Origin of the sequence: Paracoccus sp. S4493 (genome assembly GCF_000967735.1) — a bacterium.
Classification (GTDB): domain Bacteria; phylum Pseudomonadota; class Alphaproteobacteria; order Rhodobacterales; family Rhodobacteraceae; genus Paracoccus; species Paracoccus marcusii.
Genome location: NZ_JXYF01000010.1, coordinates 126,455 through 148,230 on the forward strand (window position 1 = coordinate 126,455; position 21,776 = coordinate 148,230).

The following is a 21,776-nucleotide window of genomic DNA, read 5'->3' on the forward strand; positions in this document are numbered from 1 at the left end:
ATGACCGATGCGGCCCTCCGGCTGACCGACAGCCATTGCCACCTGGATTTTCCCGATTTCGACGGCGAACACGCAGCCCTGATCGATCGTGCCCGTGCCGCGGGCGTCGGGCGGATGGTCACCATCTGCACCCGCCTGCGCCAGGAACCCGCCGTGCGCGCCCTGACCGAGGCCCATGACGGCGTCTTCTACGCCGCCGGTACCCACCCGATGAGCGTCGCGGACGAACCCATGGCCACCGTCGATCAGCTGGTGGCCTTGGCCGATCACCCGAAGTTCGTGGCCATCGGCGAGACGGGGCTGGATTACCACTACACCGCCGAAAGCGCGCAGGCGCAACAGGACAGCCTGCGTATTCATATCGAGGCCGCGCGTCGGACGCGCCTGCCCTTGATCATTCACGCCCGCGACGCCGATGACGACATGGCGCGCATCCTGGCCGAGGAACACCGCGCCGGCGAATATACCTGCGTCATGCACTGCTTCAGCTCGACCCCCGCGCTGGCGCAGGCGGCGCTGGACCTGGGGTTCTACCTGTCGATGTCGGGCATCGCGGCTTTTCCCCGGTCGTCCGATCTGCGCGACATCTTCACGGCCGCGCCGCTGGACCGCATCCTGGTCGAGACCGACAGCCCCTATCTGGCCCCGCCCCCGCATCGCGGGCGCCGGAACGAACCCGCCTATGTCGCCCATACCGCCGCGGTAGGTGCGGACCTGTTCGGCCTGTCCCTGCCCGATTTCGCCGCCCGGACCGAGGCAAATTTCGAACGCCTGTTCTGGAAGGCCGCCCGATGAGCGACACGATCCGCGCCACGATCCTGGGCTGCGGATCGTCCGGCGGGGTGCCGCGCCTTGGCAACCGATGGGGCGCCTGCGACCCTAATAACCCGCGAAACCGCCGCCGCCGTTGTTCGCTGCTGGTCGAACGCGACGGGCCGGACGGCACCACCCAGGTGCTGATCGACACCGGCCCCGACCTGGTCCCGCAGATGCTGGACGCGGGCGTGGCGACGCTGGACGCCGTGGTCTATACCCATGCCCATGCCGATCATGTCCACGGCATCGACGACCTGCGCCAACTGGTCTTCAACGCGCGCCGCATCCTGCCGGTCTGGGCCGATCAGCCCACGGCCGAAGCGCTGACGACCCGCTTCGGCTATGTGTTCGAGACGCCCGAGGGCAGCCTCTATCCCCCGATCTGCGCGCTGCATGCGATCGACGGCCCGATCACCATCGACGGCCCCGGTGGCCCGCTGAACCTGACCCCGTTCCGCGTCCAGCACGGAGAGATCACCGCCCTGGGCTTCCGCATCGGCGGCCTGGTCTATCTGCCCGACGTGTCGGACATTCCCGACGCCGCATGGCCGCTGATCGAGGATGCGCCGGTCTTCGTCATCGACGCCCTGCGCCATGAACCCCATCCCAGCCATGCCCACCTGGCCCTGTCGCTGGACTGGATCGCCCGCGCGCGCAGCCCCCGCGCGGTGCTGACGAACATGCATATCGACATGGACTATGCCGCGGTCGCAGCCCAGACCCCGGACCATGTCGAGCCCGCCTTCGACGGCATGCAGATCACCGTGCCCGCCGCGACATGACGGCGCTGTTCACGATCATCCTGCCCGTCTTCCTGATCGTGGGCTTCGGCTATCTGGTGGCGTGGCGGGGCTGGTTTTCGGCCAGCGGCGTCGACGGGCTGATGAATTTCGCGCAGAACTTCGCCGTGCCCACGCTGCTCTTCGTGTCGATGGCGCGCCTGGACCTGGGCACCGAGTTTCGCGCCCAGCTGCTGATCCCCTTCTATGCCGGCGCCTTCGCGGCCTTTGCGGCGGGTTGGGGGGGCGCCCGGTTCCTGTTCGGCAGGCCGCCGGTGGACTGCGTGGCGATCGGGTTCGTGTGCCTTTTCTCGAACACGCTGCTCTTGGGCGTACCGATCACGGAACGCGCCTATGGCCCGGATGCGCTGGCCGGGAACTGGGCGATCATCGCGATCCATTCGCCGATGCTCTACACCTTCGGGATCACGGTGATGGAGTTCACGCGCGCCCGCGGCAGCGGCCTGTCGGTCGGGCGCGTGGCCCTGCGTGCGCTGACGGGGGTGCTGCGCACCTCGCTGGTCATCGGCATCGTCGCGGGCCTGTCGGTGAACCTGCTGTCGCAGGCGGGGCTGGCCCTGCCGCAGGGGTTCTGGGACGCTGCCGACATGATCGCGCGCGCTGCCCTGCCCGCTGCACTGTTCGGCCTTGGCGGCGTCCTTTATCGCTATCGTCCTGAAGGCGACATGGCGACCATCGCCTTGTGCTGCGCCGCATCGCTGATCCTGCATCCCGCGATCACCTTCGGCACGGCCTGGGCGCTGGATCTCGACCGCGACGGCATGCGCTCGGCCGTGCTGACGGCGTCGATGGCCCCGGGCGTGAACGCTTATCTGTTCGCCAATGTCTACGGCGTGGCCAAGCGTGTCGCAGCCTCCAGCGTGCTGATCGCCACGGCGCTGTCCACGCTGACGATCTGGATGTGGCTGGCGTTGCTGCCCTGAGGCGTCGCGGGGGTCCGGGGGGCCGCAGGCCCACCGGCGGGGGGGGCGGGGGGCCGGCCCCCCGCCGTCGCGGGACGCAACCTGCCTCAGATCGGTACGCGCAACGCCCCCAAAGGCTCCTCCAGCGCACGCTCCTCGTACCCGAAATGCGACCGGATCGCTCGGTCCAGCGCCGCGAACCGCTCCGCACACAGATCAAGCGCCGCTGTCCCCCGATCCGCGACAAGTGCCTGTGCCGCCTCGTGCAACGCGCCGATCAGCCTGTGGATCACCTCATGCTCGGCCTTCAGCCGCCGGATCACCGGCGCCAGTGACGACCCGCCGCGCTCCGCAAGGACCGGAAACATCCACTGCTCCTCTATGTCGTGGTGGTTCTGCAAAAGCGCGCAGTCGCGGCCGCAGGCAGTGCCGAACTGCGCCATGTTGCGCGCCAGCGCTGTCCCGGCCACCGCCGGTGCGACCAGGGACGGATCGGCCTGCGCGGCCCGGACCTGAACCAGCAGCCGCTGCACGCCGTCCAGTTCGGCCCGGTACATGTCATGGATGGCGGCCAGGCGCCGGCCATGTGCGCGCTCGGCCCGCGTGATGGCGGGATAGGACGGGGGCGCAGGACGCGCGCCCTCGTCCTCCAGCTCTTCAGGCGTCATCGGGGCGTGACGCCCCGGATACGCTCTGACCGCCGGCGCAGCAGTTCCACCGTGGTCAGCAGCGCGATCGAGAAGATCACCAGCAGCGTCGCCACCGCCAGGATGGCCGGGCTGATCTGTTCGCGAATGCCGTTCCACATCTGGCGCGGAATGGTCTGCTGATCGGGACCGGCGATAAACAGCACCGCCACGACCTCGTCGAACGAGGTGACGAAGGCGAACAAGGCACCCGACACCACGCCTGGCAGGATCAGCGGCATCGTCACCTTGAAGAAGGTCGTGCGCGGATTGGCCCCCAGGCTGGCCGCCGCGCGGTTCAGCGACTGATCGAACCCCACCAGCGTCGCGGTGACGGTGATGATCACAAAGGGAATACCCAGGGTCGCATGGGCCAGGATCACCCCCAGATAGGTTCCTGCCAGCCGCCCGCATTCCGGCGACAGCCCGACCAGCGCCAGCAGTTCGCAGGGGTTCGAGTAGAAGAAGAACATCCCCGTCGCCGTGATGATCAGCGGCACGATCATCGGAGAGATCAGGATCGCCATGATCGCCCTGCGGAACGGCATCTCGGGCCGCGACAGGCCCAGGGCCGCCAGCGTCCCCAGAACCGTCGCCACGATGGTCGAACATACCCCGATGATGATCGAGTTCTTGGCCGCCTGCACCCATTTCGCATTCGCCCAGGCATCCGACCAGAAGGCCCAGCCCGTCGAATCCGGGTTCTGCATCCCGAAGGTCAGCAGGCTGGAATACCATCGCATGCTGTAGCCGTCGGGGTCGAGCGACAGCATCCGGTCGGTGAACGTGAAATAGGGCTCGGCGTTGAACGACAGCGGGATGATCACGATGATCGGCGCGATCAGGAACACGAAGATCAGCGCGCAGACCGTCAGGTAGGTATAGTGCCAGACACGCTCCAGCGGGCTTGCATAGGTCGGAACAGCCATTCGCTTACCCCAGTTTCAGGTTGTCGACGCCGACAAGGCGGTCGTAGAGCCAATAGAGGATCAGCACCGACCCCAGCAGCAGGGCCGCCAGCGCCGCCGCCATCGACCAGTTCAGCGTGCCGGTCATGTGCTGTGCGATCATGTTCGAGATCAGCTGCCCCGACGATCCGCCGACCAGCGCGGGCGTGATGTAGTATCCGACCGCCAGGATGAAGACCAGCATCGCCCCCGCCCCCAGGCCCGGCAGGGTCTGCGGGAAATAGACCCGGCGGAACGCGGTCCAGCTTGTCGCGCCCAGGCTGCGCGCCGCACGGACATAGGCGGGGTTGATGGTCCGCATCACCGAATACAGCGGCAGGATCATGAAGGGCAGCAGGATATGCGTCATCGCAATGATCGTGCCGGTCTGGTTATAGATCATCTGCAACCGCTGCCCGCCGCCGATCACGCCCAGCCAGACCAGGACGTCATTCACCACGCCCTGCTGCTGCAGCAGCACCATCCAGGATGTCGTGCGCACCAGAAGCGACGTCCAGAACGGCAGCAGCACCAGGATCATCAGCAGGTTCGACTTCCGCATGGGCAGCGTCGCCAGCAGATGCGCAATGGGAAAGCCCAGGATGAAGGTCAGGCCGGTGATCACCGCCGACAGCCAGAAGGTGCGCCAGAACAGGGTCAGATAGATCCGCTGCTGTTCCGCGACCTGCTGGATGTTGCCGGCCTCGTCCCGGGTGCGGTCGACCGCTGCCAGATAGAAGTTCGCCGTGACCGGCGTCGATGCCGATCGCATGACGGACCACAGGCGCGGGTCGCCCCAGTCCTCGTTGATCTCCAGAAGGGCCTGTTGATAGGGCGGCTCCAGCCCGCGGCGGACCTGGCGCCCGGTCGCAGTGAACAGCGACCGCGTTCCCGGCATGTCATAGTTGATCCGCGTGCCCACCACCCCGATGCTGCGCGCATCGGCGCTGGCGATCAGGTCCTGGGCCAATGCGGTCCAGGCCGCGTCGTCGGGCGCGGTGCCAGGCTCCGTCGATGCGAACCAAGCCGAGACCTGCGGCATGTTGGCGGAAAAGCCGTCATTGTGGAACGACCGCGCCAGCATCTGCCCGATCGGGACCACGAAGGTGATCAGGATGAAGGCCAACAGCGGCAGAACCAGCAGAAAGGCCCGCCGTCGCGCCCGGCGCTGGCTGTGCGCCAGGGCGCGGGCCAGCGGCATTCCGTCGGCGGTCGTCAGCGTGCCAGACCCCACACCGGATGCGGTGGTGGCGATGGCGGCATGTGGATCAAGTGCGGCGTCGGCCATGTCGTTCCCCGGGCAGTCAGGTCCGCCGCCCCCGGATGCGGGGGCGGCAGGGTGTCAGTTCAGGACGCGGCCAGCCAGCTGTTGAAGCGTTCGGTCAGTTCCGCGGAATGGTCGGCCCAGAATTCCGGATCGTCCGTCACCGCATTGGCCAGCGCCTCTGGGCTGGTCGGCATGTGCGGCGCCATCTCGGTCACGCCGTCCTGGTACAGCCCGACCAGTTCGTTCGACGATTTCCGCGCCGGGCCATAGGCGATGTATTTCGCCTGATCGGCCAGACGCTGCGTGTCGGTCGCGAATTTCAGGTACTCCATCGCCGCGTCCGGGTTGGGCGCATCGACCGGGATCACGAACATGTCCATGTCCAGGTACTGGCCGTCCCAGATGATCTCGAAGGGCTGCTTTTCGGCTACCATCGCGTCAAAGGCGCGACCGTTATAGACGGTGGTCATGCTGACCTCTCCGTCAGCCAGCAGCTGCACGGGCTGGGCGCCGGCCTCCCACCAGACGGTGTCGGCCTTGATCGTGTCCAGCTTGGCAAAGGCGCGGTCCACGCCCTCGGGGGTGGACAGCACGTCATAGACCTCGGCCGCGGGCACGCCGTCGGCGATCAGCGCCAGATACAGGGTGCGCTTGGGGTTCTTGGGCAGGCCGCGCTTGCCCGGGAAGGTCTCGGTGTCGAAGAAATCGGCCGCCGTGCTGGGGGTCTCTCCCTCGAACTTGGTCGTGTTGAACGAGATGACCGTGCCCCAGACGATGTTGGCGACCGCGCAATCCTGCAGCGCGCCGGGCACGAAATCATCTGCCGCAGCGGTGCCGTCGGGCGCACTGGGCAGGTCGGCGGGGTCGATCTCGACCAGCGCACCCTCGTCGCACAGGCGGATCGCGTCGCTGACCTCGACGTCGAAGACATCGCCCGTGACGTTGCCGGCCTCGACCTGCGCGCGCAGCGGCGTCGCGGGGTTGTCGGCGGCGATCATGTTGACGGTGATGCCGGTCTCAGCGGTGAAGGGCTTGTTATAGGCCTCGACCTGGCTGACCTCGTAGGCGCCGCCCCAGGACACGACGTTGACCTCTTGCGCCATCGCGCCGAAGGCCACGCCGCACAGGGCGGTCGAAAGGATCAGGGTGGATTTCACGTTGGTTCTCCCGGTTGGTTGGTCTCGGGCATTTTCGCCCGTTGTCATTGGCCCCGTCGTCGGGGCGCGGACCGGGCGGGACGAACCCTCCCGGTCCGAACTGGATCAGCTGGCCAGCCAGCTGTTGAAACGCTCGATCAGCTCGGCGTCGCGGTCGACCCAGAAATCCAGGTCCGATGCCAGCGCCCCGGCCATGTTCGCATCGAAGGTGGGCAGGTTCGGACCCATCGGCTCCTCGGTGCCCTCGATGTTGCCGACCATCGCGGCGGCGGACCGGCGCGGCGGACCATAGCTGATGAATTCGGCGGCGCGGGCCTGGGGCGCGGGCGCGGTGGTCCAGGCCACGAATTCCATCGCCTGCTCCAGGTTTGGCGCCCCCTTCGGCACGACCCAGCCCTCCATCTCATAGATCTGGGCGTCCCAGATGATCTCGAAGGGCTGGCCGTCGGCCTGCGCCGCGTTGAAGATGCGGCCGTTGAAGGCATAGGCCATGCTGACCTCGCCATCGGCAAGCAGCTGCGGGGGCTGGGCGCCTGCCTCCCACCAGATCACCTCGGACTTGATCGTGTCCAGCTTGGCAAAAGCGCGGTCCACGCCCTCCGGGGTGGACAGCACGTCATAGACCTCAGCGGCGGGCACGCCATCGGCCATTAGCGCCAGCTCAAGATTGAACTTGGCGCCCTTGCGCATGGTCCGCTTGCCCGGAAACGCTTCCAGATCGAAGAAATCGGCAGGGGTCGCGGGCTTGGCCTCCGGGAACGCGGTCTCGTTGAACGCCAGGACCATCGAATAGACGTCGGTCGCCACGAAGCATTCGGTCACCGCGCCGTCGATGAAGTCGTCGGCCGCGGCCGTCCCGTCCTCGGCCGGCAGCAGGATGGCGGGGTCGATCATCTCCAGCGCGCCCTCGTCGCACAGGCGTACCGCATCGGCATATTCGACCGACGCGACGTCGACGCTGACATTGCCTGCCTCGACCTGCGCCTTGATCGGGGTCGCGGGGTTGTCGGCGTCCGACATGACAACGTTGATGCCCGTTTCCGCCGTGAACGGCTTGGCATAGGCCTCCAGGTGGCTGTTGCCATAGGCGCCGCCCCAGGACAGCAGGTTCACATCGGCCAGGGCCGGCCCGGCGACCAGGCCCATCGCGGTGCTGAGTGCAAGAAAACGCTTCATCGAAGTCTCCGGTTGGAAAAAGGGATCAGATCGGGTCCAGCGCGCGGGCATCCTGGGGATGCCAGCCGATGCGGATGACCTGGCCGGGGTCCAGACGGGTCTGGCCGATCGTGTTGCGCATCTTCATGACGAAATTGTCGCTGCCGGCGACCTTCAGCCGGGCGCGCAGGATGTCGCCCATATAGATGACCTCCATCACCTGCGCCTCGATCGTGTGGGCGCCCTGGGACATCATCTCGGGCTTGAACTCGACCCGTTCGGGGCGGATCGACACGGTCGTGCGCTGACCCCTCTCGCGGATGTTCACGGCGGTGGCGTCGATCACCCCGCCCCCGTCCAGCCGCACCAGCGCCTTGTCTCCATCCAGCTGCTCGATCGTGCCGGCCAGGGCGTTGTTCTCTCCGATAAAGCTTGCGACGAAGCTGTTCTCGGGGCGCTCGTAGAGGTCGGACGGCGGGGCCAGCTGCTGGATGCGCCCGTCGTTGAAGACCGCGATGCGGTCCGACATGGTCAGGGCCTCGCCCTGGTCATGGGTCACATAGACGACGGTGATTCCAAGTTTCTCGTGCAGGTGCTTGATCTCGAACTGCATATGCTCCCGAAGCTGCTTGTCCAAGGCGCCAAGCGGCTCGTCCATCAGCACCAGTTCGGGGTCGAACACCAAGGCGCGGGCCAGGGCGATCCGCTGTTGCTGCCCGCCGGACAGCTGCGCCGGACGCCGGTTCGCGAACTTGCCCATCTGGACCATGTCCAGCGCGCGGGCGATGCGCGTCTGGCGTTCGTCCTTGCCCATCCCGCGGACCTCCAGCGGAAAGGACAGGTTCTCTCCGACGGTCATGTGCGGAAACAGCGCATAGTTCTGGAACACCATGCCGATCCCGCGCTTGTGCGGTGGCACCTGGTTGATCGGACGCCCGCCAAGACGGATCTCTCCGTTCGTCGCGGTCTCGAAGCCCGCCAGCATCATCAGGCAGGTCGTCTTGCCGGAACCGGAGGGCCCCAGCATCGTCAGAAATTCACCCCGTCCGATCGACAGATTCAAGTCTTTGACGACAAGTGTCTGTCCATCATAGCTTTTTTGCACATGCTCGAAGGCGACGAATGCGTCGCCGTGGCGGTCGTCCAGCAAAAGCGCTCTCCCTGTTATGTCGTTGGTTATTCAGCGCAAGGATCAGGTTAAGCGTCGCCCTGCCCGACTGGCAATATCAATTGCGACATTCCATGCCCCGAACGCGTCGCGCCCGAAACCCCGCAAGGGAGCTTCGGGCGCGAGGGCCATGTGGATTGCAGAGCATGCAGGGCGCACTGCCCGTTTGTCAGGCAGTTGCTTGGCCCCGCGGGCAGTTGCCGGTCAGGCGGGCCGCTTGGGTCCCTTGCGATGCGCCTTGGGGGCGCCCGCCTTGTCGCCGGCGGGCCTGGACTTGGCCCAGGCCGGCTTGGGGCCCTTGCCAGCGTCGGCCGACGAATTCTTCTTCCACGACTTCACGGCCGCATGCGGTCCGGTCTCGCGCGGTTCGGCGGGGGCATCATCGGGCAGCCAGCCGCCGCGGGCGGACTTGACGCGGGCGTGGTGACCCTCGTCCGACGCGGCGTGCTTGGCACGCGGCGCGGGCTTGCGACCCTCGGAACGGTTGTCGGTGCGCGGGGCGCGGGGCGCCCGCTCGATCGGCGCGTCCAGGTCGGGGGCGCCGTCCATGCGGCGCATGGTGACCTCCGGGGTGATCTCGATGAAATCGCCGAACTTGGCGGCGACTTCCGACGCGATCTGGATATAGGACAGGTCCTGCTTGACGCGGATCGCGCCGATGCTGTCGCGGGTGATCCCGCCCGCATCGCAGACCTTGGGCAGCAGCCAGCGCGCCTCGGCCCGACCGGAATGACCGACCGACAGCGTGAACCAGACCGAAGGGCCGAATTCGCGCTGCGCACGGGGGGCCATCGGCGCGGGGGGCGCATGCGCCTCGGACAGTTCCTCGGCGGCGGGGCGGCCTTCGCGCCACAGGCGCAGGAAGGCGGCGGCGACCTGTTCGGCGCTGAACTGCTCCAGCAGCTGCGCGGCCAGGGCGGCGTCGTCGCCCACGGGTTCATGCAGGCCGGGATGGTCCAGCATGCGCTGATCATCGCGCGCCCGCACCTCGTCCGCGGTCGGCGCGTCCAGCCATTCGGCCGAGACCTTGGCGTTCTGCAGCAGACGCTGTGCCCGACGATAATCGGCCGACGGCACGATCAGCGCGGACACGCCCTTGGAGCCCGCGCGCCCGGTGCGGCCCGACCGGTGCAGCATCGTGTCGGGGTTGGTCGGCAGGTCCGCGTGGATCACCAGCTCCAGCCCCGGCAGGTCGATGCCACGCGCGGCCACGTCGGTGGCGATGCAGACGCGGGCGCGCCCGTCACGCAGCGCCTGCAGGGCGTGGGTCCGCTCCTGCTGGGACAGCTCGCCCGACAGGGCCACGCATTTGAAGCCGCGGTTCGACATGCGCGCCAGCAGGTGGTTCACGTTGGCCCGCGTCTTGCAGAAGACGATGGCGGTCTGCGCCTCGTGGATGCGCAGCAGGTTGAAGATCGCGGGCTCGCGGTCGCGGGCGGTCACGGTATAGGCGCGATAGGCGATGTCGCCATGCTGGCGCGCCTCGCCCATGGCGGCGATGCGCAGGGCGTCGCGCTGGAAATCACGGGCCAGCTTCTCGATCGCCGACGGCACCGTGGCCGAGAACATCAGCGTGCGGCGCTCGACCGGGGCGGCGCCCAGGATGAACTCCAAGTCCTCGCGGAAGCCCAGGTCCAGCATCTCGTCGGCCTCGTCCAGGACGGCCGCGCGCAGGTCCGACAGGTCCAGGCTGCCGCGGTCGATATGGTCGCGCAGGCGGCCAGGCGTGCCGACCACGATCTGCGCGCCGAGTTGCAGGGCGCGCTTTTCGTTGCGATAGTCCATACCGCCGACGCAGGTCGCGATCTGCGCGCCGGTCCCGGCATAAAGCCATTCCAGCTCGCGCGCGACCTGCAGCGCCAGTTCGCGCGTGGGCGCGATGGCCAGGGCCAGCGGCAGCTCGCCCGCGATGATGCGGTCGCCGTCCAGAAGGTCCGCGCCCATCGCCAGGCCAAAGGCCACGGTCTTGCCCGACCCGGTCTGGGCCGAGACCAGCACGTCGCGGCCCGCGGCTTCGGGCGCCAGCACCGCCGACTGCACGGCAGTCAACGTCTCATAGCCCTTGTCGGCCAACGCCGCCTGAAGCGGCGCGGGGAAATTCAGTTCAGTCATGTGATTCGCCAAAATGCGGGGGCCGTGAGCGACCCGATGAGCGGCACCTATCGTCGCTGCGACCGGCCCACCCTGCACCCGCCGCCCCGGACTAGCAGGGCCAAAGGCGGTTCCCTACGCGGTTTGGATCGCAAAGTCCACGCCCAATCAGGGGGTGTTCGACGCGGCCTCCTGGCGGGCCGCGATCTCGCGCCGCATGGTGCGCCTGACCTCGGCCGACCGCCAGCGCTGGCGGTCGATGTCGTCCTCAAGCTCGGGCTTGGGGACCGGCACAGGATGGCCGCGTTCGTCGACCGCAACCATGGTGAAATAGCACGAATTGGTATGCCTGCGGGTACCGCGGCGGATGTTCTCGGCCTCGACCCGGATGCCGACCTCCATCGAGGTGCGGCCGGTATGGTTCACCCGCGCGCGAAAGGTCACCAGCTCTCCTACGTGGATGGCCTCCTTGAAGGTTACCTGGTCGACGGACAGGGTCACCGCATATTCTCCCGACCAGCGCGACGCGCAGGCATAGGCCACCCGGTCCAGACAGGCCAAAAGCGCGCCGCCATGCACCTTGCCGCTGAAATTCGCCATGTCCAGCGACATCAGCACCGTCATCTCCAGCCCGCGCCTGTCCATCTGTCCCCCGTCCGCTGCCCCGCCATCCTGCGACAATCGCGCGGGCGCGAAAAGCCCCCCTTGCGCCCCGCGTCCGCCGCGCCTAGCCTTGGGGGGCAAACCGTTGGGGTGTCCCGTCACAGGGGCTGAGAGGCGTCAGCCAACCCATCGAACCTGATCCGGGTCATACCGGCGGAGGGAACGGTGCAGATATCCGCGCGGCCATCGGCCCGCCCTGTGTCCCCACCCCTTTGCCCGGTCACGACCCGCCACAATATGGGGGACGACGTGACAGCACCCATTGCCCTGACCATCGCCGGGTCCGATTCGGGCGGCGGCGCCGGCATTCAGGCGGATCTAAAGACCTTTTCGGCCCTTGGCTGCTATGGCGCCAGCGTGGTGACCGCGCTGACGGCGCAGAACACCCGCACCGTGGCCTTGGTCGAACCGGCCAGCCCCGCGATGATCGCAGGGCAGATGCGTGCCGTTCTGGACGATCTGGACGTCCGGGCGGTTAAGCTGGGCATGCTGGGCGGGGCCCAGGCCATCGCCACGGTGGCCGGGTGTCTGGACGGCTGCGACCTGCCCATCGTGCTGGACCCGGTGATGGTGGCGAAATCGGGCGACCGCCTGCTACCGCCCGATGCCATCGACGCGCTGCGTGCCCTGGCGGGCTGCGCGACGCTGCTGACCCCGAACCTGCCCGAGGCCGCCTGCCTGTTGGGTTGTGCCCCGGCCACCACCCCGGCCCAGATGGCCGAACAGGGTGCTGCGCTGCGCGCCATGGGCGCGGGGGCCGTGCTGATGAAGGGTGGGCATGGCGACAGCGCGATCTGCACCGACCTTCTGGTGACCGCGCAGGGGGCGACGCCCTTCAGCGCCCGACGCCTGTCCACCCGCAACACGCATGGCACCGGCTGCACGCTGTCGGCGGCCATCGCAGCCGGCCTGGCACACGGCCTGCCGCTGGAGCAGGCGGTCGGGGTCGCACACCGCTATCTGCAACGCGCAATCGCGGCGGCGGACGATCTGTGCGTGGGGTCGGGGCACGGGCCGGTGCATCATTTCCATGCGGTCTGGTCGCATGGCTGATGTCACCATCATCGGCGCGGGCGTGGCCGGGCTGTTCGCGGCCCATGTGCTGGTGCAGCGCGGGCTGACACCGCGCATCCTGGACCGCAACGGCGCGCCTGGCCCACACGGCTGCTCATGGTGGGCCGGCGGCATGCTGGCCCCGCAGTGCGAGGGCGTGACCGCCGACCCCGTGATCACCCGCCTTGGCGAAGAGTCCGCCGATGCTTGGTCAGTCGTTACGCCCGTCACGCGGCGCGGCACGCTGGTCCTGGCCCTGGACCGCGACCGGGCGGAACTGGCGCGCTATGCACGCCGCGCCACGGCGCATCATCCTTGCGACAGCGCCGATCTGGAACCAGACCTGCAGCCCCGGCCCGGCCTGATCTTTCCAACCGAGGCGCATCTGGACCCCCGACGTGCCTTGGCGGACCTGGTCGCGTGGCTGGCCGCGCGCGGCATCGGCATCGAATGCGCGACCGCCGAGCCCGGCGACGTCTCAGGCCAGGTGATCGATGCCCGCGGACTGTCGGCCGCCCTGCCCGACCTCCGCGGCGTGCGCGGCGAGATGGTCGTTCTGCACGCGCCCGACATCGCCCTGACGCGGCCGGTCCGCCTGCTGCATCCGCGTCATCCGCTGTACATCGTGCCCCGCGCGGGCGGCCTGTTCATGCTGGGCGCGACCCAGATCGAAAGCGCATCCCGTGCGCGTCCTACCGCCCGGTCGGTGCTGGAACTGCTGTCGGCGGCCTATGCGCTGGACCCCCGCTTCGCAGAGGGCGCCATCGTCGAGATGGGCGCGGATCTGCGCCCGGCATTTCCCGACAACGTCCCGCGCGTGACCGTCCGAAGGCGGGTGCTGCACCTGAACGGGCTGTTCCGTCACGGATACCTGATGGCCCCCGCGCTGGCGCGCCAGGCGGCCGATTACCTGATCACCGGAACCAAGGGAGAACTGGTCCATGAGGATTGAGGTCAACGGAACCCCCCGCGACATCGCCGCCGCCACCGTGGCCGACGCACTGTCCGAACTGGGCTGGGGCGAGGCCCGCGTGGCCACGGCGCTGAACGGTGATTTCCTGCCCGCCGCGTCCCGCCCGACGCAGGCGCTGCGCGACGGCGACCGGCTGGAGGTCCTGGCACCCATGCAGGGAGGATAGGCGATGCGTGATTTCTATGGCGTCACCCTGCCCAACGCGCTGATGCTGGGCACCGCCCAATACCCGTCCCCGTCAATCCTGCAGGAGGCGTTCCGCGCCAGCGGTGCGGGCGTGGCCACCGTGTCGCTGCGCCGCGAGGCCGGCCAAGGCCAGGCCTTCTGGTCGCTGATCCGAGACATGGGCGTGCGCGTGCTGCCCAACACCGCCGGCTGTCACAGCGCGCGAGAGGCCGTGACCACGGCCCGCATGGCGCGCGAAGTCTTTGAGACCGACTGGATCAAGCTGGAGGTGATCGGCCATGCCGACACTCTGCAGCCCGACCCCTTCGGCCTGCTGGAGGCCGCGACGACGCTTTGCGCCGAGGGATTCCAGGTGTTCCCCTATACGACCGAGGATCAGGTTCTGGCCGCCCGCCTGCTGGATGCGGGGTGCCGGGTGCTGATGCCCTGGGGCGCGCCCATCGGGTCTGGCCTTGGGCTGAACAACCGCCACGGGCTGCGCATGCTGCGCGCGGCTTTTCCCGATGTGCCGATGGTGATCGACGCGGGCCTTGGCCTGCCCAGCCATGCGGCGGAGGCGATGGAGATGGGGTTCGACGCGGTCCTTCTGAACAGCGCGGTGGCGCAGGCGGGCGACCCGGTCGCGATGGCCCGCGCCTTTGCGTTGGCCGTGCAGGCGGGCGCCTCGGCGCGCGACGCCGATCCCATGGGGGTGCGCGACATGGGTGCGCCCTCCACCCCCCTGATCGGGAGGGCCTGGCTGTGACGCTGCCGCGCTTCTATCCGATCTTCGATGATGCCGCGTGGCTGGACCGCGTTCTGCCCCTGGGCGTCCGGCTGGTCCAGCTGCGGCTGAAGGACCGCGACCCCGCCGACGTCCTCGACCAGATTGACCGCGGACTGCGCCTGACGCGCGCACACGGCGCGACGCTGGTCGTCAACGACCACTGGCAGGCGGCGATCGATCTGGGCGCCGACTGGCTGCACCTGGGGCAGGAGGACCTGGACGACGCCGACCTGCCCGCCATCCGCCGCGCCGGGCTGCGGCTTGGCGTCTCGACCCATGACCGGGCGGAACTGGACCGTACGCTGGCGCTGGCCCCCGATTACGTGGCCCTTGGGCCCGTCTGGCCCACGATCCTGAAAAAGATGCGCTGGCACGAACAGGGGCTGGACCGGGTCACCGAATGGAAGGCGCTGGTGGGCGACATTCCGTTGGTCGCGATCGGCGGGCTGACCCCCGATCGCGGTGCGCAGGCGCTGGCGGCGGGGGCGGACATCGTATCGGCCGTGACCGACATCACGCTGAACCCCGACCCCGAGGCGCGGATCGCCGACTGGCTGGCGGTGACGGCATGAACCGCTATGCACGCCAGATGGTGCTTCCGGGCATCGGCGCCGCGGGCCAGGATCGGCTGACGCAGGCCCACGTTTTGGTCGTGGGCGCAGGCGGGCTGGGCTGCCCCGCGCTGCAATACCTGGCCGCCGCGGGAGTGGGTCGGATCACGCTGGTCGATCCCGACCGCGTGGAGGAGACGAACCTGCACCGCCAGCCCCTGTATCGCATGGACCAGGTCGGCAGACCCAAGGCCCAGGCCGCGGCGGCCGCATTGGCGGTATTGAACCCCGACTGTCAGGTGGTGCCACGTGTGGAATGGCTGAACCCGGCCAACGCGGGCGATCTGGTGCAGGCAGCCGACGTGACGCTGGATTGCGCCGACAGCTTTGCGGTCAGCCTGACGCTGTCGGATGCCTGCATGGCGGCGGGCAGGCCGATGATCACCGCCTCTGCGCTTGGCCTGTCGGGCTATGCTGCGGGCTGCTGCGGCGGGGCGCCCAGCCTGCGCGCGATCTTTCCCGATCTGCCCGCGCAGGCCGCCAACTGTGCCAGTGCGGGCGTGCTGGGACCCGTCGTCGGCATGATCGGCGCGCTGCAGGCGCAGATGGCGCTGGCGGTGCTGCTGGGCCTGGACCCGCGGCCCTTGGGGCGGCTGATCACCTGGGACGCAGGCGGCTGGCGGATGGGCGGGTTCCGCTTCGACTTCGCGCCCGAACCCGCCGACCCCCTGCCCTTCATTGCCCACGCCCAGATCGACCCCGGCGACCTGCTGATCGACCTGCGGACCGAGGCTGCGCCCATCGCGGGCGCCCGCCACCTGCCCCCCGACCGCATCGCGCATCTGGACCCCGGCCCTGCCGCGCGGGTGGTGCTGGCCTGTCGCACCGGCCTGCGCGCGCACAATGCTGGCCGGATCCTGCAATCACGCTGGCCGGGGCGCATCGCCCTGCTGGCCCTGACCGATGACGACCTGAAAGGACGCCCATGAAGACGCTGACCCTGGCGCTGGCCGTGCTGGCCATGCCCGCCCATGCCGAAACCCGCCTGACGGTGATGCTGGACTGGTTCGTGAACCCCGACCACGCGCCCATCGTGCTGGCTCAGGAACTGGGCTATTTCGCGGATGCCGGCCTGGCGGTTCAGACCGTGGCCCCGTCCGACCCCAACGATCCGCCGCGCATGGTCGCCGCCGGGCGCGTCGATCTGGCCGTCAGCTATCAACCGCAGCTGCACCTGTCGCGCCACCAGGGCCTGCCGGTGACCCGCGTCGGCACGTTGGTGGAAACGCCGCTGACCTGTCTGGTCGTGCTGGCCGACAGCGGTATCACCACCCCTGCCGACCTGTCCGGCCGCAAGGTCGGCTTTGCCGTGGCGGGCGTGCAGGAGGTGATGCTGGATGCCATGCTGACCGATGGCGGGCTTGCCCCCGACGATGTCGAACAGATCAACATCGGCTGGTCCATCGCGCCTGCGCTGATGTCGGGACAGGTGGACGGCGTCATCGGCGCCTTCCGAAACTTCGAGCTGAACCAGCTGCGGCTGGAGGGGTTCGAGGGCCGCTGCCTGAACCCCGAGGATCACGGCATCCCCGCCTATGACGAGCTGATCTATCTGGCCGATCCCGCCCGCATGGATCGCGCCGCCATCGCGGCCTTTCTGGAGGCCACGGAACGCGCGACGGCCTTCATCAAGAACGACCCCGACGCGGCATGGCGGATCTTCGCGGAGACCGCCGCCGAACTGCGCACCCCCCTGAACGAGGCCGCGTGGGCCGACACCTGGCCCCGCTTTGCCGGGCGCCCCGCGGCACTGGACGCGAGCCGCTATCTGCGGTTCGAGGCGTTCCTGGCCGACCAGGGCGCCACGCCGGGAGGGCAGTCGCTGTCCGATCTGGCCATCGACGTGACCGCACCATGAGCGCGCCCGAATATGGCCGCGCCTTCGCGCTGTGGCGGGACGCGGCGGGGCATCACTGGAACGCCTATGTGGACCATGCCTTCGTGCGGCAGCTTGCGGCGGGCAGCCTGCCCCGCGACAGCTTCCTGCACTATCTGCGGCAGGATTACGTGTTCCTGCTGCATTTCGCGCGATCCTGGGCGCTGGTCTTTGCCAAGTCGGACCGGATGTCGGAGATGGCGCTGGCCTCCTCCATCGCCCACGGCCTGCTGACCGGAGAGATGCCGCTGCATGTCGCGATCTGCGGCCGCGAAGGCATCCCCGAAGGCATGCTGCAGGATACCCCGGAATCGCCCGCGAACATGGCCTATACGCGCTTCGTGCAGGCCACAGGCTATGCGGGTGACATGCTGGACCTGCTGGCGGCGCTGGCGCCTTGCGTCTTCGGCTATGGCCAGATCGGGCTGGCGCATGCGGACAGCGGCGGCCCCTATGGCGAATGGACCGCGACCTATGGCGGCGCGGATTATCAGCGCGTCTGCCATGATGTCGGCGCGCTGATCGACGCGGCGCTGGAGGCGCGGTTGGGCCCAGACTGGCCCGCCCTGCCCCGCGCGCAGACGCTGGCGCGCCATTTCACCCAGGCCACCCAGCTGGAGGTCGGGTTCTGGCAGATGGGGCTGGACCGGACATGATCCGCATCACGGGCGATCTGATCCTGGACGGGCGGGTGCTGCTGCCGGATCTGGCGCTGGACTGTCCTCCGGGGCGCTGGACGGCGCTGATGGGGCCGTCGGGAGTGGGCAAGTCGACCTTGGGTCGGATCGTGGCGGGCCTGCCCGTGGCCGCGCGTCTGGCCGGGGCGGCGGATGTCGCGGGCCCGGTCACGCTGATGGGGCAGCAGGATCAGCTGCTGCCCTGGGCCGATGCGCTGGCCAATGCCACCATCGGCGCGCGGCTACGCGGGAAGGCGCCCGACCGCGCCCGCGCCCGCGCCCTGCTGGCCGATCTGGGTCTGGCAGGGCTGGAGGCGCGCCGCCCCGCCCAGCTGTCGGGCGGCCAGCGTCAGCGCGTGGCCCTGGCCCGCACCCTGATCGAGGATCGCCCGGTCGTCGTTCTGGACGAGCCCTTTTCGGCGCTGGACGCCGCCACGCGGGCGCAGATGCAGGATCTGGCGGCGCGGCACCTGGCCGGGCTAACCGTCATCCTGATCACCCACGACCCGCTGGAGGCCGCGCGCCTCTGCCACGCGGCCTTCCTGCTGGATGCCCGGGGAACCCGCCCGCTGGCCCTGCCCGCGACGCCCACGCCGCGCGCGCTGGACGACCCGCAGGTTCTGGCGGCCCAAGCCGCGCTGTTTCGCAGCCTGATGCCATGCGCGGCCTGATCGCCGTCCTGGTCGCGCTGTCGGTCTGGCAGGGCGTGGTCTGGGCCAGCAACGTGCCGCCCTTCATCCTGCCCGGACCGGCGCGGGTGGCGCAGGCATTGATGGATCACGCCGCGATGCTGGCGGTGAATGCGCGTTTTACGCTGGCCAATCTGACGGCGGGGCTGGCCCTGGGGGTGGCGCTTGGGGTCGGGACGGCGGTCAATCTGGCGCTGTCGCCCGCGGCGCGGTGGCTGCTGCGACCGATGCTGATCGCGGCGCAGGCGGTGCCGGTCTTTGCGCTGGCCCCGATCCTGACGCTGTGGCTGGGCTACGGCGCGCCCAGCAAGGTCGTGATGGTGGCGCTGGTGGTCTATTTCCCGGTGGCATCGGTGCTGTTCGACGCGCTGATGCGCCCGCCCGCCGCGCTGGACGATCTGGCGCGGTCGATGGGCGCGCGGCCTTTGCGGCGCTTGACGCTGATCCAGCTGCCCGCCGCCCTGCCCGCGCTTGGGTCGGGGCTGCGGCTGGCGGCGGTGCAGGCGCCGCTGGCGGTGATCGTGGGCGAATGGGTCGGCTCCAGCCGGGGCCTGGGCCATGTGATGCTGATGGCGAACGGGCGGGGTCAGACCGACCTGATGTTTGCGGCCCTGGCCGTGCTGACGGCGATGGGGCTGGCGCTGTTCGCCGCGGCGGGCGCGGTCCAGCGTCTGACGGAAAGGGGCCGCCCCGAAGGACGGCCCCAAGCAATCACTACGGCGATCACCACGAGGTGATGACGGCCCCGTCGTATTTCTCGTCGATGAAGGCCTTGACCTCGGGCGACTGATAGGCCTCGACCATGGTTTTGACCCAAGGCTCTGCCTCGCGGCCCTGCTGGACGACCAGGATGTTCACATAGGGGCTGTCGGCCTTTTCCATGGCGATGGCATCCTCGCGCGGGGACAGGCCCGAGGCCAGCGCATAGTTGGTGTTGATCACCGCGATGTCGGCATCGGCCAGCGCGCGGGGCAGCTGCGCCGCGTCCAGCTCCAGGAACTGCAGACCCTTGGGGTTGTCGCTGACATCCAGCGGGCTGGGGACCAGGCCCGTGCCCTCGGCCAGGGTGATCAGGCCCAGATCCTGCAGGATCAGCAGCGCGCGGCCGCCATTGGTCGGATCGTTCGGGATCGCGACCTGCGCGCCCTCGGGCAGGTCGGCGATGTCCTCGACCTTGTCGGAATAGATCCCCATCGGCGTGGTGATGGTGGTGCCGACCTCGACCAGCTCGAAGCCGCGGTCCTTCATCTGGTTCTCCAGATAGGGGCGGTGCTGGAAGCTGTTGGCGTCCAGATCGCCATCCGCCAGCGCCTGGTTCGGCACGACGTAGTCGGAGAACTCGATGACCTCGATGGTCAGGCCCAGGGGTTCGGCGACCTCGGCCACCTTCTCCATGATCTCGCCATGTTCGCCGGGGGACACGCCGACCTTGATGTCTTCGGCCATGGCGGCGGTGGAGAGGGCGATGGCGGATACGAAGGTTGTCAGACGCAGCATGGGATTCGTCCTTTCTTGTCTGCGGGAAATTCAGGCGCCGCGGTTGCGGGGCGCGCGGCGGTCGACGCGGGCCGCGATCCATTCGCCAAGCGACTGGACCAGCTGCACCAGCACGATCAGGATGACGACGACGGCAGCCATGACCTCGGGCATGAAGCGCTGGTATCCATAGCGGATGCCCAGATCGCCCAGCCCCTGCCCGCCGACCGCGCCGACCATCGCGGAATAGCCGATCAGGCTGACCACGGCCAGGGTCAGGCCCAGGGTGATGCCGGGCAGCGCCTCAGGGATCAGCACCTTGCGGATGATCTGAAACGGCGTCGCACCCATGGCGCGCGCGGCCTCGATAAGGCCGGCATCGACCTCGCGGATGGCGTTTTCCACCAGCCGCGCGATGAAGGGGATGGCGGCCAGGGTCAGCGGGACGATGGCCGCGTCCGTGCCGATCGACGTGCCGACCACGGCGCGGGTGAAGGGGATGATCGCCACGACCAGGATGATGAACGGGACCGAACGCGTGGCGTTCACCACCAGCCCCAGCACCTTGTTGATCCACGGCGCCGACAGCAGTTCCCCCCGCTGAGAGCAGGCCAGGAACACGCCCAGAGGCAGCCCGCCCAACGTCCCCAGAATGGCCGAGATGGCGACCATGTAGAGCGTCTGCAGCGTCGCGTCCCACAGGATCGGGATCAGGTTAGCGGACATGGCCCAGCACCTCCGTGGTCAGACCGTGTTGCTCAAGGAAGGCGCGGGCCTGATCGCCCCGGTCCTGGGGGACCGAGATCAGCAGGTTGCCGAAGGGGCGCGTGCCGATCTCCTCGATGGTGCCGCCCAGGATGTTGGCGCTGATGCCCAGATCGGTCGCCAGCCGCGCCAGCATCGGGTCGGTCGCATGCGTGCCGGCAAAGGTCACGCGGATCACCTGGTCGCCCGGCGGATCGGTCTGCAGCCGCGCCGCGACGAAGGCCGGCAGCGTGGCGCCCGTGACACCGGACAGGAAGCGCCGGGTGGTCGGGTGCTGGGGGCGGGCAAAGATGTCGTAGGTCGGACCGGCCTCGACGATGCGCCCCGCCTCGATCACCGCCATGTGGCTGGCGATGTCGCGCAGCACGGCCATCTCATGCGTGATCAGCAGGACGCTGACGCCCAGGTCGCGGTTGATCTGCGCCAGCAGGTCCAGGACGGTCTGCGTGGTCTCTGGGTCCAGCGCACTGGTCGCCTCGTCCGACAGGAGGACCTTGGGGCCGGTGGCCAGGGCGCGCGCGATGCCCACGCGCTGCTTCTGCCCGCCTGACAGTTCCGCAGGATAGCGGTCGGCCAGCGTGCCCAAGCCCACCTGCTCGATCAGCTGGTCGACGCGGGCGCGGATCTGGCCGCGCGGCGTGCCCGCGACCTCCAGCGGCAGGGCGATGTTGCCCCGCACCGTGCGCGAGGCCAGCAGGTTGAAGTGCTGGAAGATCATGCCGACATCGCGCCGGATCGCGCGCAGCGCGGACCCGGTGGCGGTGCCCACGTCGCGGCCCGAGACCGTGACGCGGCCCGTCGTCGGCCGCTCTAGCCCGTTCACCATGCGCAGCAACGTGGATTTGCCCGCGCCGGACCGGCCGATGATGCCGGTGATGCTGCCCTCAGGGACCGACAGGGTGATGTCGGCCAGCGCCGTCACCTGGCCGCCCGCCTTGGGAAAGGACTTGCCCAGCCCTTCGAAGGTTATCGCCGCGCCGGTCATCTGCATCCTGCATGCTTGCCAAAAGTCAGGGCGCGGTCCTGCCCGAAACGGCCGCCGGGCGCAAGCC

General features: G+C 68.9%; 24 protein-coding genes and 1 riboswitch. Of the genes, 13 read left to right on the forward strand and 11 right to left on the reverse strand.

Going from position 1 to position 21,776, the window contains the following annotated elements; translation table 11 throughout:
- Genes TW83_RS03120 through TW83_RS03130 form a run of 3 tightly spaced genes read left to right on the forward strand, consistent with a single transcriptional unit; the run spans position 1 to position 2,539 of the window.
- Complete coding sequence (locus TW83_RS03120; RefSeq protein ID WP_045981297.1) at positions 1–795, forward strand: TatD family hydrolase; 795 nt, start codon at positions 1–3, stop codon at positions 793–795.
- The gene (locus TW83_RS03125; protein WP_045981298.1) at positions 792–1,598 is read left to right on the forward strand and encodes an MBL fold metallo-hydrolase; all 807 of its coding nucleotides are present in this window, start codon (positions 792–794) and stop codon (positions 1,596–1,598) included. The genes TW83_RS03120 and TW83_RS03125 overlap by 4 nt, the downstream gene beginning before the upstream one ends.
- Positions 1,595–2,539, forward strand: a complete 945-nt coding sequence (locus tag TW83_RS03130; RefSeq protein ID WP_045981299.1) for an AEC family transporter — start codon at positions 1,595–1,597, stop codon at positions 2,537–2,539. Before TW83_RS03125 ends, TW83_RS03130 begins: the two co-directional genes overlap by 4 nt.
- Positions 2,540–2,625: 86 nt before the next feature.
- Here TW83_RS03130 and TW83_RS03135 read toward each other — a convergent pair whose 3' ends face one another.
- The 8 genes from TW83_RS03135 to TW83_RS03170 form a co-directional block, all read right to left on the reverse strand.
- Positions 2,626–3,186: a hemerythrin domain-containing protein gene (locus TW83_RS03135; protein WP_045981300.1), complete on the reverse strand. Its 561-nt coding sequence runs from the start codon at positions 3,184–3,186 to the stop codon at positions 2,626–2,628.
- Positions 3,183–4,133, reverse strand: a complete 951-nt coding sequence (locus TW83_RS03140) for an ABC transporter permease (RefSeq protein WP_045981301.1) — start codon at positions 4,131–4,133, stop codon at positions 3,183–3,185. Before TW83_RS03140 ends, TW83_RS03135 begins: the two co-directional genes overlap by 4 nt.
- Positions 4,134–4,137: 4 nt before the next feature.
- Positions 4,138–5,439 (reverse strand): ABC transporter permease, encoded by a 1,302-nt coding sequence (locus TW83_RS03145; protein ID WP_045981302.1) that lies wholly within the window; start codon positions 5,437–5,439, stop codon positions 4,138–4,140.
- Between the two features lie 59 nt (positions 5,440–5,498).
- Complete coding sequence (locus TW83_RS03150; protein ID WP_139598157.1) at positions 5,499–6,575, reverse strand: ABC transporter substrate-binding protein; 1,077 nt, start codon at positions 6,573–6,575, stop codon at positions 5,499–5,501.
- A 105-nt stretch (positions 6,576–6,680) separates the two neighbouring features.
- Positions 6,681–7,751 (reverse strand): ABC transporter substrate-binding protein, encoded by a 1,071-nt coding sequence (locus TW83_RS03155; protein WP_045981304.1) that lies wholly within the window; start codon positions 7,749–7,751, stop codon positions 6,681–6,683.
- A gap of 25 nt (positions 7,752–7,776) precedes the next feature.
- Positions 7,777–8,880 (reverse strand): ABC transporter ATP-binding protein, encoded by a 1,104-nt coding sequence (locus TW83_RS03160; protein WP_045981305.1) that lies wholly within the window; start codon positions 8,878–8,880, stop codon positions 7,777–7,779.
- A 222-nt stretch (positions 8,881–9,102) separates the two neighbouring features.
- A complete protein-coding gene (locus tag TW83_RS03165) occupies positions 9,103–11,010 on the reverse strand; it encodes a DEAD/DEAH box helicase (protein WP_084697231.1) in 1,908 nt (635 codons plus the stop codon).
- 147 nt (positions 11,011–11,157) lie between these two features.
- Complete coding sequence (locus TW83_RS03170; protein WP_045981306.1) at positions 11,158–11,634, reverse strand: acyl-CoA thioesterase; 477 nt, start codon at positions 11,632–11,634, stop codon at positions 11,158–11,160.
- Positions 11,635–11,728: 94 nt separating this feature from the next.
- A riboswitch (TPP riboswitch) is annotated at positions 11,729–11,831 on the forward strand.
- Between the two features lie 58 nt (positions 11,832–11,889).
- Here TW83_RS03170 and thiD point away from each other — a divergent pair.
- Genes thiD through TW83_RS03220 form a run of 10 tightly spaced genes read left to right on the forward strand, consistent with a single transcriptional unit; the run spans position 11,890 to position 19,220 of the window.
- Entirely contained in the window at positions 11,890–12,705 is an 816-nt protein-coding gene (thiD, locus tag TW83_RS03175) for a bifunctional hydroxymethylpyrimidine kinase/phosphomethylpyrimidine kinase (protein WP_045981307.1), read from the forward strand.
- Complete coding sequence (locus tag TW83_RS03180; protein ID WP_045981308.1) at positions 12,698–13,657, forward strand: FAD-dependent oxidoreductase; 960 nt, start codon at positions 12,698–12,700, stop codon at positions 13,655–13,657. Before thiD ends, TW83_RS03180 begins: the two co-directional genes overlap by 8 nt.
- A complete protein-coding gene (thiS, locus tag TW83_RS03185) occupies positions 13,647–13,844 on the forward strand; it encodes a sulfur carrier protein ThiS (protein WP_045981309.1) in 198 nt (65 codons plus the stop codon). Before TW83_RS03180 ends, thiS begins: the two co-directional genes overlap by 11 nt.
- 3 nt (positions 13,845–13,847) lie before the next feature.
- Positions 13,848–14,609: a thiazole synthase gene (locus TW83_RS03190; protein ID WP_045981310.1), complete on the forward strand. Its 762-nt coding sequence runs from the start codon at positions 13,848–13,850 to the stop codon at positions 14,607–14,609.
- The gene (locus tag TW83_RS03195) at positions 14,606–15,202 is read left to right on the forward strand and encodes a thiamine phosphate synthase (protein ID WP_045981311.1); all 597 of its coding nucleotides are present in this window, start codon (positions 14,606–14,608) and stop codon (positions 15,200–15,202) included. Before TW83_RS03190 ends, TW83_RS03195 begins: the two co-directional genes overlap by 4 nt.
- Positions 15,199–16,170: a HesA/MoeB/ThiF family protein gene (locus TW83_RS03200; protein WP_045981312.1), complete on the forward strand. Its 972-nt coding sequence runs from the start codon at positions 15,199–15,201 to the stop codon at positions 16,168–16,170. The genes TW83_RS03195 and TW83_RS03200 overlap by 4 nt, the downstream gene beginning before the upstream one ends.
- On the forward strand, positions 16,167–17,099 hold the full coding sequence (locus TW83_RS03205) for an ABC transporter substrate-binding protein (protein WP_045981313.1): 933 nt from the start codon (positions 16,167–16,169) through the stop codon (positions 17,097–17,099). Before TW83_RS03200 ends, TW83_RS03205 begins: the two co-directional genes overlap by 4 nt.
- Positions 17,096–17,773 carry a TenA family protein gene (locus TW83_RS03210; protein WP_045981314.1) on the forward strand — a complete coding sequence of 226 codons (678 nt, stop codon included), beginning with the start codon at positions 17,096–17,098 and terminating at the stop codon, positions 17,771–17,773. The genes TW83_RS03205 and TW83_RS03210 overlap by 4 nt, the downstream gene beginning before the upstream one ends.
- Positions 17,770–18,465 (forward strand): ATP-binding cassette domain-containing protein, encoded by a 696-nt coding sequence (locus TW83_RS03215; protein WP_052714602.1) that lies wholly within the window; start codon positions 17,770–17,772, stop codon positions 18,463–18,465. Before TW83_RS03210 ends, TW83_RS03215 begins: the two co-directional genes overlap by 4 nt.
- Complete coding sequence (locus TW83_RS03220) at positions 18,453–19,220, forward strand: ABC transporter permease (protein WP_045981315.1); 768 nt, start codon at positions 18,453–18,455, stop codon at positions 19,218–19,220. The genes TW83_RS03215 and TW83_RS03220 overlap by 13 nt, the downstream gene beginning before the upstream one ends.
- Here TW83_RS03220 and TW83_RS03225 read toward each other — a convergent pair.
- The 3 genes from TW83_RS03225 to TW83_RS03235 are packed head-to-tail and all read right to left on the reverse strand — an operon-like array spanning position 19,207 to position 21,715.
- Positions 19,207–19,980: a MetQ/NlpA family ABC transporter substrate-binding protein gene (locus tag TW83_RS03225; RefSeq protein ID WP_045981316.1), complete on the reverse strand. Its 774-nt coding sequence runs from the start codon at positions 19,978–19,980 to the stop codon at positions 19,207–19,209. The genes TW83_RS03220 and TW83_RS03225 overlap by 14 nt on opposite strands.
- A gap of 30 nt (positions 19,981–20,010) precedes the next feature.
- On the reverse strand, positions 20,011–20,685 hold the full coding sequence (locus TW83_RS03230; RefSeq protein ID WP_045981317.1) for a methionine ABC transporter permease: 675 nt from the start codon (positions 20,683–20,685) through the stop codon (positions 20,011–20,013).
- Positions 20,675–21,715 (reverse strand): methionine ABC transporter ATP-binding protein, encoded by a 1,041-nt coding sequence (locus TW83_RS03235; RefSeq protein ID WP_045981318.1) that lies wholly within the window; start codon positions 21,713–21,715, stop codon positions 20,675–20,677. The genes TW83_RS03230 and TW83_RS03235 overlap by 11 nt, the downstream gene beginning before the upstream one ends.
- Positions 21,716–21,776: the final 61 nt, after the last annotated feature.

Coding starts and splice junctions, on each gene's coding strand:
- TW83_RS03120 (WP_045981297.1), top strand. CDS start 1: ATGACCGATGCGGCCCTCCGGCTGACCGACAGCCATTGCCACCTGGAT.
- TW83_RS03125 (WP_045981298.1), top strand. CDS start 792: ATGAGCGACACGATCCGCGCCACGATCCTGGGCTGCGGATCGTCCGGC.
- TW83_RS03130 (WP_045981299.1), top strand. CDS start 1,595: ATGACGGCGCTGTTCACGATCATCCTGCCCGTCTTCCTGATCGTGGGC.
- TW83_RS03135 (WP_045981300.1), bottom strand. CDS start 3,186: ATGACGCCTGAAGAGCTGGAGGACGAGGGCGCGCGTCCTGCGCCCCCG.
- TW83_RS03140 (WP_045981301.1), bottom strand. CDS start 4,133: ATGGCTGTTCCGACCTATGCAAGCCCGCTGGAGCGTGTCTGGCACTAT.
- TW83_RS03145 (WP_045981302.1), bottom strand. CDS start 5,439: ATGGCCGACGCCGCACTTGATCCACATGCCGCCATCGCCACCACCGCA.
- TW83_RS03155 (WP_045981304.1), bottom strand. CDS start 7,751: ATGAAGCGTTTTCTTGCACTCAGCACCGCGATGGGCCTGGTCGCCGGG.
- TW83_RS03165 (WP_084697231.1), bottom strand. CDS start 11,010: ATGACTGAACTGAATTTCCCCGCGCCGCTTCAGGCGGCGTTGGCCGAC.
- TW83_RS03170 (WP_045981306.1), bottom strand. CDS start 11,634: ATGGACAGGCGCGGGCTGGAGATGACGGTGCTGATGTCGCTGGACATG.
- thiD (WP_045981307.1), top strand. CDS start 11,890: ATGGGGGACGACGTGACAGCACCCATTGCCCTGACCATCGCCGGGTCC.
- TW83_RS03180 (WP_045981308.1), top strand. CDS start 12,698: ATGGCTGATGTCACCATCATCGGCGCGGGCGTGGCCGGGCTGTTCGCG.
- thiS (WP_045981309.1), top strand. CDS start 13,647: ATGAGGATTGAGGTCAACGGAACCCCCCGCGACATCGCCGCCGCCACC.
- TW83_RS03190 (WP_045981310.1), top strand. CDS start 13,848: ATGCGTGATTTCTATGGCGTCACCCTGCCCAACGCGCTGATGCTGGGC.
- TW83_RS03200 (WP_045981312.1), top strand. CDS start 15,199: ATGAACCGCTATGCACGCCAGATGGTGCTTCCGGGCATCGGCGCCGCG.
- TW83_RS03205 (WP_045981313.1), top strand. CDS start 16,167: ATGAAGACGCTGACCCTGGCGCTGGCCGTGCTGGCCATGCCCGCCCAT.
- TW83_RS03210 (WP_045981314.1), top strand. CDS start 17,096: ATGAGCGCGCCCGAATATGGCCGCGCCTTCGCGCTGTGGCGGGACGCG.
- TW83_RS03215 (WP_052714602.1), top strand. CDS start 17,770: ATGATCCGCATCACGGGCGATCTGATCCTGGACGGGCGGGTGCTGCTG.
- TW83_RS03220 (WP_045981315.1), top strand. CDS start 18,453: ATGCGCGGCCTGATCGCCGTCCTGGTCGCGCTGTCGGTCTGGCAGGGC.
- TW83_RS03225 (WP_045981316.1), bottom strand. CDS start 19,980: ATGCTGCGTCTGACAACCTTCGTATCCGCCATCGCCCTCTCCACCGCC.
- TW83_RS03230 (WP_045981317.1), bottom strand. CDS start 20,685: ATGTCCGCTAACCTGATCCCGATCCTGTGGGACGCGACGCTGCAGACG.
- TW83_RS03235 (WP_045981318.1), bottom strand. CDS start 21,715: ATGCAGATGACCGGCGCGGCGATAACCTTCGAAGGGCTGGGCAAGTCC.